This window comes from Paenibacillus rubinfantis, from assembly GCF_001486505.1.
In the GTDB taxonomy this organism is placed as follows: Bacteria; Bacillota; Bacilli; order Paenibacillales; family Paenibacillaceae; genus Fontibacillus; species Fontibacillus rubinfantis.
In genome coordinates this window covers 130,115-143,107 of the sequence record NZ_LN909065.1, presented here as the reverse complement: position 1 = coordinate 143,107, position 12,993 = coordinate 130,115, and the positions used below count along the sequence as shown (strand labels likewise).

At 53.5% G+C, this 12,993-nt stretch carries 11 protein-coding genes; all 11 read left to right on the top strand.

From position 1 onward, the window contains the following. Positions 1 to 139: 139 nt before the first annotated feature. Positions 140 to 1,966, top strand: a complete 1,827-nt coding sequence (mutL, locus tag BN3277_RS12040) for a DNA mismatch repair endonuclease MutL (protein ID WP_059042984.1) — start codon at positions 140 to 142, stop codon at positions 1,964 to 1,966. A 24-nt stretch (positions 1,967 to 1,990) separates the two neighbouring features. Beyond that, positions 1,991 to 2,776 (top strand): class I SAM-dependent methyltransferase, encoded by a 786-nt coding sequence (locus tag BN3277_RS12035; protein ID WP_059042982.1) that lies wholly within the window; start codon positions 1,991 to 1,993, stop codon positions 2,774 to 2,776. Then, positions 2,760 to 3,734 carry a tRNA (adenosine(37)-N6)-dimethylallyltransferase MiaA gene (gene miaA, locus BN3277_RS12030; protein ID WP_059042980.1) on the top strand — a complete coding sequence of 325 codons (975 nt, stop codon included), beginning with the start codon at positions 2,760 to 2,762 and terminating at the stop codon, positions 3,732 to 3,734. Before BN3277_RS12035 ends, miaA begins: the two co-directional genes overlap by 17 nt. Before the next feature lie 24 nt (positions 3,735 to 3,758). Then, positions 3,759 to 3,998: an RNA chaperone Hfq gene (hfq, locus tag BN3277_RS12025; RefSeq protein WP_016312028.1), complete on the top strand. Its 240-nt coding sequence runs from the start codon at positions 3,759 to 3,761 to the stop codon at positions 3,996 to 3,998. Between the two features lie 314 nt (positions 3,999 to 4,312). Next, positions 4,313 to 6,910, top strand: coding sequence for a transglycosylase domain-containing protein (locus tag BN3277_RS12020; protein WP_059042978.1), 2,598 nt, complete (start codon positions 4,313 to 4,315; stop codon positions 6,908 to 6,910). 157 nt (positions 6,911 to 7,067) lie between these two features. After that, on the top strand, positions 7,068 to 7,628 hold the full coding sequence (locus BN3277_RS12015) for a ribonuclease FAU-1 family protein (RefSeq protein ID WP_059042976.1): 561 nt from the start codon (positions 7,068 to 7,070) through the stop codon (positions 7,626 to 7,628). A gap of 3 nt (positions 7,629 to 7,631) precedes the next feature. Continuing rightward, positions 7,632 to 8,318, top strand: a complete 687-nt coding sequence (locus BN3277_RS12010) for a YdcF family protein (protein ID WP_059042975.1) — start codon at positions 7,632 to 7,634, stop codon at positions 8,316 to 8,318. 110 nt (positions 8,319 to 8,428) lie between these two features. Then, the gene (locus BN3277_RS12005) at positions 8,429 to 9,412 is read left to right on the top strand and encodes an AAA family ATPase (protein ID WP_059042972.1); all 984 of its coding nucleotides are present in this window, start codon (positions 8,429 to 8,431) and stop codon (positions 9,410 to 9,412) included. A 469-nt stretch (positions 9,413 to 9,881) separates the two neighbouring features. Further along, positions 9,882 to 11,213, top strand: coding sequence for a GTPase HflX (gene hflX, locus BN3277_RS12000; RefSeq protein WP_059042970.1), 1,332 nt, complete (start codon positions 9,882 to 9,884; stop codon positions 11,211 to 11,213). 18 nt (positions 11,214 to 11,231) lie between these two features. Next, complete coding sequence (locus BN3277_RS11995; RefSeq protein ID WP_059042968.1) at positions 11,232 to 12,485, top strand: methionine gamma-lyase family protein; 1,254 nt, start codon at positions 11,232 to 11,234, stop codon at positions 12,483 to 12,485. Positions 12,486 to 12,567: 82 nt separating this feature from the next. Beyond that, positions 12,568 to 12,978, top strand: a complete 411-nt coding sequence (locus BN3277_RS11990; protein WP_059042966.1) for a MerR family transcriptional regulator — start codon at positions 12,568 to 12,570, stop codon at positions 12,976 to 12,978. The last annotated feature ends 15 nt before the right edge of the window (positions 12,979 to 12,993 follow it).

Sequence of the window (12,993 nt, the reverse complement as noted above, 5' to 3'; positions counted from 1 at the left end):
GTTACACGCCGGATTTTGCCTAAATAGCGTTGCTCATCAGCGTTAGAGTTACAGGCAAGCGGTGCAGGTAAGGATTTATCAAACGTAGGGGTTTAGCTACGGGAGAACGGGAGAGTACGGAGTACGGGAGGGAATAGCAATGGCAAAAATCGCAATTTTGGACGAGCATATCGCCAACCAGATTGCGGCCGGGGAAGTGGTGGAGCGCCCGGCGTCGGTGGTTAAAGAATTGGTGGAGAACGCGATCGATGCAGGGTCAACGAAAATCGAAGTTGCCGTCGAAGAAGGTGGTCTTCAGCTGATCCGCGTCACCGATAACGGCTCCGGCATCGAACCGGAGGACTGCGAGACGGCTTTTTATCGCCATGCGACCAGCAAAATTACCTCCGGCCGCGATCTGTTCCAGATCCGCAGCCTCGGATTTCGCGGTGAAGCCTTGCCGAGTATCGCCGCCGTCGCCAAGGTCCGGCTTGTGTCTTCCAGCAACGACACGGGGCTTGGACGCGTGATTGAAATCGAAGGCGGCTCGCTGAAGCTAAACGAGGATATCGCTGCTCCGCAAGGAACGGATATTTCGGTGAAGGAATTATTTTACAATACCCCGGCAAGGCTGAAGTATATGAAGACGATCCAGACGGAACTGGGACATATCTCCGATGTGATGTATCGGCAGGCATTGGCGCACCCCGAAATCGCCTTTACGCTGCGGCATAACGGCAATACGCTGCTGCAAAGCCCGGGAGGCGGCGACTTGTTGCAGGTGATCGCGTCGATTTACGGCGTGAACGCCTCCAAAGGAATGGTTGCGATTGAAGCGGAGGACCTCGACTACCGGATAACCGGGTTTATTGGTCGCCCCGATCTGGCGCGGTCGAATCGCAGCGGAATGTCGACGATCGTGAACGGGCGATACATTCGCAATCCGGGGCTGCATCAGGCCATTTTGCGCGCATATCACACGTTGCTGCCGATTAACCGCTATCCGCTGGTGGTGCTCATGCTGGACATGCATCCTTCCCTGGTCGATGTGAACGTACACCCTGCCAAGCTGGAGGTGCGCTTCAGCAAGGAGCCGGAGCTGAACGGCTTTGTGGAGAACAGCGTACGCGCCGTGTTAAACGGCCAGGTCCTGATCCCGCAAGTCGTGCGTCAGACGATCGGGAAAGGCCCGAACCGCTCCGTAATCCAGGAGCAGTTCCACTTCCCCGCGCCGCCTCTAGGCGCGGAGCGGGGCCCGCCAACCCCGGCCAAGCCGCAGAGCGGGCTTGGCCAAACCAACGCCGCCTACGGAGGCGGCGGCGAACGGCAGCCGCTGCCACCTACGCGGCTGCAAGAGATGCCGGAAGCGTTGTACGGCTCGCCGGAGGCGGCGCCGGAGCTTCCGGCGTTCCCCGAGCTGTCCTTGATCGGACAGCATCACGGCACCTACCTGATCGCCCAGAACGATCAGGGGTTGTATTTAATCGACCAACACGCCGCGCACGAGCGCGTGAATTACGAGTATTACTATGAAAAGTTTGGCCGACCGGCCGATGCTTCCCAGGAGCTGTTGATTCCGATCACGCTGGAATTTACGCCGTCAGACAGTGCCAAGCTGCAGGACCGGCTGCATTGGTTCGAACAGGTGGGGGTCGTGCTGGAACCTTTCGGCGGCAACACTTTCCGCGTGGTCGCTCATCCGTATTGGTTCCCGCAAGGGGAAGAGGCAAGCATCATCGAGGAGATGGCCGAATGGGTGCTGAGCGAACGGGCGATCGACCTGGCGAAGCTGCGCGAGGCATCATCCACGATGGTGTCATGCAAAGCATCCATCAAAGCGAACCAAAAGCTGACACCGGAGGAAGCGAACACACTAATCCGGCGGCTAGGTGCCTGTAAACAGCCGTATACCTGCCCACACGGGCGTCCGATCATCGTCTCCTTTTCCACCTATGATCTGGAGAAGCTGTTCAAGCGGGTCATGTAACGTCAGCAAACGGAGGAATTCATCATGTTAATTACTACGGGAGATCACGAAACGTCCACCGCCGTCCAGCGGGCGAAGGAACTAGCCGGCATGGCCGGTGTTCCTTACGTCCCGCGCAGCCGGACTTCGCTTGCCCGTTTGGCCGAACGTCATAGCGACAACGACATCCTGGTGGTCTTGGAGCAAGGGGCTCGGCTGCATCGAACCGGCCGGGAACCGATGACGTTTCACCCCAGCATGGCGTTTGTTCGAGCGAAGCGGCTTTTTAAAGGAGAAAACGACGCGATGTTGGACGCCGCCGGGGTCGTTCCCGGCGACATCATTATTGACGGGACGGCAGGACTAGGTTCCGATGCGATGGTCTTTTCGATTGCTGCCGGGGCGGAGGGGAAAGTGTTGGCGTTAGAGGATTCACTGCCGTTATGGGCTTTGCTTACCGAAGGCCTAAAGTACTACGTCTCCGGCTTACCGGCCTTTGATGAAGCACTGCGGCGGATCGAACCGATACATACGAACCATTTGGATGCACTGCGGGCGATGGCCGACAAAAGCGCGGATGTTGTTTATTTCGACCCGATGTTCCGCGATCCCATCGCGGAATCGTCCTCGATATCGCCGCTGCGGACGTTCGCCAATCCGAATCGCCTCGACCCGGAGGCGGTGAAGGAGGCCTGCCGCGTTGCCCGGAAATCGGTCGTCCTGAAGGAGCAGCGGGGAAGCGGTGAATTTGATCGTCTGGGGTTTACCGCGACCAACCGCTCCCATACCAAAATTGCCTATGGAGTGATTTCGCTTGACCCGAAACGATAAACCCAAACTGCTCGTGCTGCTTGGCCCAACAGCAGTGGGCAAAACAAAGCTCAGCATCGAATTGGCTCGCGCGTTGTCCTGCGAAATCATCTCCGGCGACTCCATGCAGGTGTACCGGGAGATGGACATCGGAACTGCCAAAATCACTGAGGACGAGATGGGCGGCGTACCGCATCACTTGATCGACGTGCTGGATCCGGATCAGCCTTTTTCCGTCGCCTTGTTCCAGGGATGGTGCCGCAACCTGATCCCGGAAATTACCGATCGCGGGCACTTGCCGTTTATTGTAGGCGGGACGGGGTTGTACATCGAATCCGTTTGCTACGAGTTCCAGTTTACGGAAGCGGGAGCGGACGAAGAATTCCGAGCTCGGGAGCAGATGTTTGCGGATACCCATGGTGCCGAGGCGCTATACGCTAAATTGGCGGAGCTGGACCCCAAATCGGCGGCCCGACTCCATCCCAACGACGTACGCCGGGTGATCCGGGCGCTGGAGATTGTTCATCTCACCGGGGAGACGTTATCGTCGCAGCTCGAGAGGCAACAGAAGCAATCGCCTTATGAGCTTTGCTTAATCGGTTTGACAATGGACCGTCAAATGCTTTATAACCGTATTGAAAGGCGAATTGACGAAATGCTGCGGCTTGGCCTGGTCGAGGAAGTTCGCGGGCTTCTCCGCAAAGGATACAGACGCGATGCAATTTCCATGCAAGGGCTGGGTTATAAAGAAATCGTTGAGCACCTGATAGACGGGGTCCCGCTGGATGTCGCGGTAGAGAAGTTGAAAAGGGATACACGCCGCTTTGCCAAGAGACAGCTTTCCTGGTTCCGTCACATGAAGGATATCGCCTGGATCGATGTGGGCGACGGAGAAAATTTTTCCGGGATTTTGGCGGAGGCCCATGCTATAATAGCAGGAAAGTTTCCCGCTGATCTTGAATATAATTCTAAACACTAATTGATTCCTATTGGGGGTACGGCTATGAATAAGACCATTAACATCCAGGATACATTTTTGAACCAATTGCGGAAAGAAAGCATTCCCGTCACCGTATTTTTGACGAACGGTTTCCAGATCAGAGGGACGATTAAAGCATTCGACAACTTTACGATCGTCATTGACAGCGACGGCCGCCAGCAAATGGTGTACAAGCACGCGATCTCCACGTTCCAGCCGCAGCGGAATGTATCGCTCATGCAGGAATCGCAAAACGAGGATTAAACTCAGGCTGAAACTTTTTGAATTTCAATACGTTAAGAGTATAGGATGAGAACAGAGCAACCTGAACCAAGGTTGTTCTTTTCTTTCCGGGGACTTTTTAGGCCAGAAACTTAAGCAGATGAATTTATGCAGCAAGGATATGTTCAAAAAATCACTCTTTCGTCATCGAATCCGTCATCGAACCCGCGCTCATGCGGTGATATGATGTGTTTAAGCGGCTGAATTCAAGATTCGAAGCCGAATTAACCTCTATCAGTAGTATTTTTTGAACATCCTTGCAAAGCAGACTGGCAGGAAGGGAGTCAGATCAAACCATGTCTAGCAAAAGCCCATCAAGGCTGCAGAGAAGCGGCAAGCCGGACAAAAAAGAAAAAGCGCCGAAAGCGCACAAAAAGAGAAAGCTGACGGCCAAGCGCATATTGTGGACTTCATTTTTTACGATTGCCTTTGCGGTGTTTTGCGCGATTGCAGGGTATATGTACATTACGGTCAGCGGCGAGAAAATCCTCGTGGAGAATGAGGACAAGCTGATGGTTTATGAAACGACGAAGGTGTATGACCGGACCGGGGTGTTGATGGGCGAACTGTCCATCGATAAAAGCGAACCCGTTGAATCGGACCAGATTCCGGATTTGCTGAAGAAAGCTTTTGTGGCAACGGAAGATAAACGGTTTTTTGAGCATAACGGGGTGGATTTGTGGTCCATCGGCCGGGCGGCGGTGAAGGATATCGTGGCCCGCTCCCTAGTTGAAGGCGGCAGTACGATTACGCAACAGCTCGCGAAGAACATTTTCCTGAGCGCGGACAAAACGTTCTTCCGTAAAGCAACGGAAATGTCGATCGCCATGGCGCTGGAACGCCACAAAACGAAGGATGAAATCCTGACGTTGTACCTGAATCGGATTCCTTTTGGCGGCACCGTTTATGGCATTAAGGCGGCATCAATCCGTTATTTTGGAAAAAGTGATTTGAATAAACTCGACGTCTGGGAGGTCGCGACGCTGGCGGCCATGCCAAAGGCGCCGTCCCGGTATAACCCGCTGAAGAACCCTGAGCTGTCCAAAGAACGGCGCGCGGTGGTGCTTGAGCTCATGTATCAGGAAGGGTATATCACGGCGGAACAGAGGGACGAAGCGAAGGCGGTAGATTACGATTACGAGCCGCCGACGAAAAATCAAAGCTATCTTGCTTTCAAAGACTATGTCGTGGAGGAAGCTGAGGAGAAATTCGGGTTAACCGAAGACGAATTGAACCGCGGCGGCTACAAAATTTATACGACCATGGACGCAAAAGCGCAGAAAGCGCTGGAGAAAGCATTCGAAAACGATGATTACTTCGAAAAGAGCAAGGATGACCAGCAGGTGCAGGCATCTATGGTGATCATGAACCACCAAAACGGCAGCCTGATTGCCTTGCTCGGCGGCCGGGACTACGAGCGCAAAGGCTTCAGCCGGCTGAACAGCCGCCGCCAACCGGGTTCGGCGTTTAAGCCGATCGTCTCGTATGCGCCGGCTCTTGAATCCGGCAAGTTTTCGCCAAATTCACAGATCAGTAACGAGAAGCAGTGTTTCGGCAACTATTGTCCAACGAACCTGCACGGGTACTCCAAGACGATTAACCTGACCGACGCATTGACGAAATCGGAAAATATTCCGGCCGTCTGGCTGTTGAATGAGGTTGGCGTGGGAACCGGGGTTAAATATGCCGAAGCGATGGGGATTAAAATGGACAAAGATGACCGCAACCTGGCCATTGCGCTGGGCGGTCTGACCTATGGCACAAACACGCTGGAAATGGCCGGAGCGTTTAGCGTTTTCGCCAACGGCGGTTCGTATAACCCGCCATACTCGATCAAATCGATCGTTGACCACAATGGCACGGAAAAATACAAGTACAATGCGCCGAAGGCCAAACGGGTTATCAGTGAACAAACCGCTTATTACATGACGACGATGCTGCAAAACGTCGTGAACGACGGTACCGGGAAACGGGCGAAGCTGGATCGACCCGTCGCCGGTAAAACGGGGACAACGCAGCACGGGATCCCGGGGCTGAAAAGCAGTAAAAACCGCGACGTTTGGTTTGTGGGTTATACACCGGAATGGACCGGTGCCGTCTGGATGGGCTACGATAACCCTGACAAGAACCATCTGCTGAACGGCAGCAGTGGGCAAACGGCGGCTTTGTTCGCCGCCGTTATGAAGGAAGCTTTAAAAGGCGAGCCGGTGAAGTCGTTCCCGGTTCCGGATAACTTGAAGCCGGAAGAACCCGAGGATCAGACGGAAACAGCCGCACCAACGGGCTTAACCGCCGCGTACAATGCGGACACCGGAGCGGTATCGCTCCAATGGACCGGCGTTGAAACCGCCGATGCGGTATATCACATTTACCGCAGAGAGGCGTCCGAATCGGAATTCACACACATCATGGATTCCGTCACCACAGAGGCGGAGGATATCGGTGTTACGCCGGGAACGGGATACGTTTACTACGTAACAGCTTATGATCCGGTGAATGCTGTGGAAAGCGAGCCGTCCAACAATGCCCAAGTGTTGATTGAACATGTAGAGCCGCCTCAAGGCGAGGGCAATTCGGACACAGATCCAGGAATTCCAGTTGATCCTACCCTTCCAGGAGGTGGGAACGGTAATCAAGGTGTTCCGCCAGGCAACGGCCAAGGAAACGGGAACGGCTCAAACCATGGTGGCGGCAACGGGAATGGAAACGGCAACGGCAACGGCAATGGTAATGGCCAAGGTAATGGGGCAGACAGCGGAAACGATACGGAGCTGCCCCCTATGGATGAGGATGACGGAGGTGTCATCGTTCCGCCGGACAACGGCGGTGACGGAACCGGCGGTCCCGAGATCCCAGCGGGAACGACGGATGGAACCACGGGAGTCGGCGGATAAGACGTTGGTTCGGATGCGCGGTATTCCTGAAAAGCCAACCCTCAGCCCAGCGCAAATGCGTGGCTGGGGGTTGTTTTTTTCGAGTGAAAATCGTTTTTGTGACTCTCTTTCAAATATGGTAAGCTGATATTACATTGTGTTGAAAGGGAACTAATTTATGAAGCGAAAATTCGGAGACCGCGCGAATTGGCGCCGTGTAACCCATCGTCAATTCAAATCCAAGTATGTGGAGAGCGACGAGTTTACGGGATATGTCACGTTGTACAGCATTTTTGCCTTGCGTGATCCGTTATGGAAGACCTACGGGGGCCACACTTTCCGGATTGCCGACAAAGGTTATACGTGGCTGCAATATTACCCCAAAGGAGCTCATTACGTCGTTACGGCTATGTTTGATGATCATGGCGAGATTGTGGAATGGTACATCGATGTTTGCAAGACGCAAGGCGTCACCGACCAAGGGGTGCCTTGGTTTGACGATTTGTATCTGGACATCGTTGTGCTGAAGAATCGTGAAGTCTTTCTATTGGATGAAGACGAACTTGATGAAGCATTAACGAAAGGCCTTATATCGGTAAAAGATTATGATCTGGCAACGGAGACGGCCCAGCAATTACTTCATGACATTAAGGAACGGCGTTTCCCTTATTTCCGCCTGTCCCTGGACCACTACCAAAGCGGGTTTATGACTTCGGAGCCGAATCAACCAGGGGGATAAACGATGCGTTACGCCAAACCAAACGTAAGCGTTCGTGGGGGTACAAATGGAAGTCAACGGAAAGGCCGTGTGAGAAAGCGGATTTTTCGATGGGGACTTGTATTGATTTTGCTCGGGGTGGGTTGGTCGTTGTTTGTGTTAGCCCAAATCGGCAGTGTGGAACGGAATCCGGCAGCCAATACCGACTTAAGCGAGCCGGCTGAGGTCGGGATCGTTCTTGGCGCGGCCATGTGGGGGGACGAGCCCAGTCCGGGGCTTCGCGAGCGCCTAGAGCAAAGCCTTAAGGATTTTGAAGCGGGAAAATTCAAGTGGTTTCTGTTAACCGGAGGATTGGATACGCCGACTTCCAATTATACCGAAGCGGAGGGCATGGCTAACTATTTGGAGCAGCACGGGGTTCCGCGAGATAAAATGCTCCTGGAAAACAAAGCGACCAGCACCTACGAGAACCTGAAATTCAGTCAGGAGATGATGATGGAGCGGGGCTTTGCATCAGCTTTGATCATCACGCACACTTATCACGGAAACCGCGCGCTGGAAATCGCCAGAGCTCTAGACTACAAGGAGCCTAAGCTTTCGTTAACCGAATCGAAGGTGCTGAAGCCGATTCCGAATACGTTCCGTGAAATCTTGGCCTATTCGAAGTGGAAGCTCGATCAATTGGGACTGGCCCTCGGCATAATAGGATAACAAAACTTCTAATAACGGACAGGGAGAGAGAATACATTTAGAGGTGTGTTCAACAAGTTGGCTTTTTGGAGCTTCCTCTCAGCCCTACCTTTATAAAGAGGTGATTTCCTATGTCTGGGCGTGTCATGGCCAGAAACGGCTCTTCTGATGAGAGACCGTCGCGTCAGATCAACGTGATCCTCCGCAGCACCGAACCGCCTGTCGTTTCGCAGGCGATTGCCGAGAGCGAGCCTCAGGCGTCGGCGAAAGGATTGCCGCAGCAGGGGCTTTTTGCCGAAATCCAAAAGGAATTGGATCATCTGATCGGCTTGGATCATATTAAAGAGTTAATGTACGAGATATATGCGCTTCTGCAAATTGCCTCGATGCGTTCGGAAGCAGGCTTGCTGTCCGGGGCTCAGGTCTACCACATGGTGTTTAAAGGCAATCCGGGCACCGGCAAAACCACGGTGGCAAGAATCGTCGCGAAAATGTTCCAACGGATGGGAGTGCTCAGCAAAGGGCATTTGATTGAGGTCGAACGCGCCGATCTGGTCGGCGAATACATCGGTCATACGGCGCAGAAAACGCGGGACTTGGTCAAAAAAGCGCTCGGCGGCATTTTGTTTATCGATGAGGCCTACAGCTTGGCGCGCGGCGGCGAGAAGGACTTCGGCAAGGAAGCGATCGATACGCTGGTCAAAGCGATGGAGGATCATAAAAATCAATTTATTCTTATTTTGGCTGGGTACTCGGATGAAATGGATTTTTTCCTGTCTACGAACCCGGGTCTTCCTTCCCGGTTCCCGATTCAGATGGATTTTCCGGATTACTCGATCGACCAGCTGATTCAAATTGCCGAAGGGATGGCGAAAGAGCGCGATTATATCTTGATGCCGCAGGCGATACTCAAATTAAAGCAGCATCTGCTCCGTGAGAAATGCGAAAGCGAGCAGGTGTTCAGCAATGCCCGTTATGTCCGCAACGTGATCGAGCGGTCCGTTCGTCAACAGGCCGTGCGGCTGCTGAATCAATACGGGGGCGGCTCGCCGGGCAAGCTAGAACTGATGACCATTCGAACCGAGGATCTGAAGCTGGACGTTAAAAAAACGTGAGCAACGGAGGTCCCGGCTGAATTCAAGATTCGATGTCGAATAAGCTTCCGTGAACCAGCCACGTGATGGGCGTCCATTTTTTTGATCCCAGTAAGATAAAAAGCAAAAAAATGGGGGTACAGCACCGAGAAGGTTGGATGAAGCTAGGGAACGAGTAGCGGAGCGTAGGGAAACCTACGTGAGCAACGGAGGTCCCGGCTGAATTCAAGATTCGATGTCGAATAAGCTTCCGTGAACCAGCCACGTGATGGGCGTCCATTTTTTTGATCCCAGTAAGATAAAAAGCAAAAAAATGGGGGTACAGCACCGAGAAGGTTGGATGAAGCTAGGGAACGAGTAGCGGAGCGTAGGGAAACCTACGAGAGCAACGGAGGTCCCGGCTGAATTCAAGATTCGATGTCGAATAAGCTTCCGTGAACCAGCCACGTGATGGGCCGCCATTTTTTTGATCCCCTTTAAAGGAGTAGTGATGATGTCGAGGTTGCATGAGACTACCACCCACCGCCCCGACGTAGCTGTATTAGTCAGCTTGGTTACGCCGGAAACGAAGCAAAGCGGCATCGACCCCGAATATTCCCTGGCCGAGCTGGTGCAATTAGCCGAGACAGCCGGGGTTGAAGTCGCTGAATCGATCGTGCAAAATCGCGATAAGCCCGACTCACGTTGGTTTATCGGCAAAGGGAAAGTGCTAGAGCTTCGCGAGGTGATTGAACAGCGGGAGGCGAATACCGCGATTTTCGATCAGGAGCTGTCCGGGGCCCAGGTACGTAACTTAGAAGAGATGCTGGATGTCAAAATTATTGACCGTACCCAGCTGATCCTGGATATTTTCGCGCAACGGGCAAAAACGCGGGAAGGCATCATTCAGGTAGAGTTGGCGCAGCTGACTTACCTGCTCCCGCGGTTGTCCGGGCATGGCAAGAACCTGTCCCGCCTTGGCGGGGGGATCGGCACACGGGGACCGGGGGAAAGTCAGCTGGAAACGGATCGCCGTCATATTCGCCGGCGGATCGGCGAGTTGAAGCGTCAGTTGGAAGAGGTCACGCGGCACCGGCAGCTGCACCGGGCGCGCCGGAAGGAAAATGGCGTAGTTCAAATCGCTCTGGTCGGTTACACCAACGCCGGTAAATCAACACTGCTAAAAGCGTTGACCTCGGCTGACGTCTTTGTGGAGAACCAGCTGTTCGCTACGCTGGATCCAACGACCCGGCTGCTCCCGCTCCCTGGCGGTAAGGAAGTGGTGCTGACCGATACGGTAGGGTTCATTCAAAATCTGCCGCACGACTTGGTCGCCGCTTTTCGCGCCACGCTGGAGGAGGTCAACGAGGCGGACTTGATTTTGCATGTCGTAGACGCCTCATCGCTGATGCGTGAGGAACAAGTTGAAGTGGTGGATCGGATTCTCAACGATTTGGGGGCCGGGGGGAAACCGCAGATCGTATTGTATAACAAGAAGGACATCTGCCCTCCGGAACAGCTGCAAATGCTGCCGACGGGCGAGGGGTATTTAAAGATTTCCGCGTTTGATGAAAGGGATTTGGCGGAGATTCGTGAAGCCGTGCAGCGGAAACTGTCCGGCGGTACCAAAACTTTTCGGATTCCTGCGGAAAGAGGCGACCTCACCCCTGTGTTATACCGGGTTGGAGAAGTCGTGGACAAGCAAATGGACGAGGATGTCATGATTTATGAAATCGATGTAAACCAAGCGGATTTCAACAAGTATGGCTATCGTTTAGCTCCTTTTGCGATTCCAAAGCAAGAGCCCAAAGCGGAAAACACGACAAATGATGGAATGGATTAAGGGAGAGATAACGTAACGATGGCAGTATTTTCGGAGGAAATCGTACACTGGCTGGAAGCCGCCGAAGCGCAGGCGGAAAGCCGCTTTCGGGAGATCGACCGGATCGTCGATCACAACCAATGGAAGGTGATTGAAGCTTTTCAGCGTCACCAGGTCAGCGATTATCATTTTGCAGGATCTACGGGGTATGCCTACAATGATCGAGGGCGCGAGGTATTGGATCTGGTGTATGCGGACGTATTCGGCGCGGAAGCCGCGCTGGTACGGCCGCATTTCGCTTCCGGTACGCATACGATCGCCACGGCGTTGTTTGGGGTCTTGCGGCCCGGGGACGAACTGCTCTACATGACCGGACGTCCATATGATACACTACATAAGGTAATAGGTACCCCGGGAGACGGCAGTGGATCGCTGCAGGATTTCGGCATCACGTATAAGGAAGCGGCATTGCTGGCCGACGGAACGATTGACTGGGAGGCGGTGAGAGCAAAGATAACCGATAGGACCAAAGTCGTCGGGATCCAACGCTCCCGCGGTTACGATTGGAGAGATTCCTTTACGGTAGCCCAAATTGCCGAGATGGTTCGTCAGGTGAAAGAGATCAAGTCGGACCTGATCGTCTTTGTGGACAATTGCTATGGCGAATTTACCGAGAAACAGGAACCAACGGAGGTTGGGGCTGACTTGATCGCCGGCTCATTGATCAAGAATCCGGGCGGCGGCTTAGCGGAAACCGGGGGTTATATCTGCGGTCGGGAAGAGCTGGTGAAGCTAGCTTCCTACCGTTTGACCGCACCGGGCATCGGCGGCGAGGTAGGGGCGATGCTAGGGACAACCCGTGGAATCTATCAAGGCTTGTTTTTAGCGCCTACGATTGTGGGACAGGCCGTTAAAGGCAGCGTTTTGGCTGCGGCCTTGTTTGAACGGGCGGGGTTTCAAAGCCGTCCGGGCTGGCAGGATCCGCGCACGGATCTCATTCAGGCGATTGCCTTTAGCGCACCGGAGCAGCTGATCGCGTTTGTACAAGGTATTCAACGGGCTGCGGCCGTAGACGGCCACGTCGTACCCGAGGCTTGGGACATGCCGGGCTACGAACATCCGGTGATTATGGCGGCAGGGACGTTTATTCAAGGCGGGAGCTTGGAGTTGTCTGCCGATGCCCCGATACGAGCGCCGTATATCGCGTATATGCAAGGCGGGTTGACGTATTCTCATGTTAAATTTGGCCTCCTCACCGCACTTCAGACGATGAAGGACCGCAACTTGTTGTAAGTTATCCTAACATATCTATTGACATGTTAGGATAACTAACATATGATAAGGTCATGATAATCTAACTGGAAGGTTGAGAGCGATGAGTGAGGAAATTCGCAGAAATATGGCCTTGTTTCCTATTGGTATCGTCATGAAACTTACGGATTTAACGGCAAGACAAATACGATATTACGAGCAACATGAATTGATAGTACCCGCTCGTACCTCGGGAAATCAGCGGATGTTCTCCCTGAATGATGTCGAGCGGTTGCTAGAAATCAAAGGTCTCATCGATAAAGGCGTAAATATCGCGGGGATCAAGCAAGTGATGAATCCGATGTCCCGGGAATCCCAGGAAGCGACGGTCATCACGAAAGATACCGAAGAGAAGCGGAAGGAAATGACGGATTCCCAAATCTACCGGATGTTGAAGCAGCAGCTTGTGCAAGGGAGCAAGCCGGGGCAAGTTTCTTTGATCCAAGGCGAACTGTCCCGATTTTTCAAAAAATAATCTAAACGTGGGGAG

Bases quoted from the DNA above. Each gene is read 5' to 3' on its own strand.
- mutL (WP_059042984.1), top strand. From the start codon at position 140: ATGGCAAAAATCGCAATTTTGGACGAGCATATCGCCAACCAGATTGCG.
- BN3277_RS12035 (WP_059042982.1), top strand. From the start codon at position 1,991: ATGTTAATTACTACGGGAGATCACGAAACGTCCACCGCCGTCCAGCGG.
- hfq (WP_016312028.1), top strand. From the start codon at position 3,759: ATGAATAAGACCATTAACATCCAGGATACATTTTTGAACCAATTGCGG.
- BN3277_RS12020 (WP_059042978.1), top strand. From the start codon at position 4,313: ATGTCTAGCAAAAGCCCATCAAGGCTGCAGAGAAGCGGCAAGCCGGAC.
- BN3277_RS12015 (WP_059042976.1), top strand. From the start codon at position 7,068: ATGAAGCGAAAATTCGGAGACCGCGCGAATTGGCGCCGTGTAACCCAT.
- BN3277_RS12010 (WP_059042975.1), top strand. From the start codon at position 7,632: ATGCGTTACGCCAAACCAAACGTAAGCGTTCGTGGGGGTACAAATGGA.
- BN3277_RS12005 (WP_059042972.1), top strand. From the start codon at position 8,429: ATGTCTGGGCGTGTCATGGCCAGAAACGGCTCTTCTGATGAGAGACCG.
- hflX (WP_059042970.1), top strand. From the start codon at position 9,882: ATGATGTCGAGGTTGCATGAGACTACCACCCACCGCCCCGACGTAGCT.
- BN3277_RS11995 (WP_059042968.1), top strand. From the start codon at position 11,232: ATGGCAGTATTTTCGGAGGAAATCGTACACTGGCTGGAAGCCGCCGAA.
- BN3277_RS11990 (WP_059042966.1), top strand. From the start codon at position 12,568: ATGAGTGAGGAAATTCGCAGAAATATGGCCTTGTTTCCTATTGGTATC.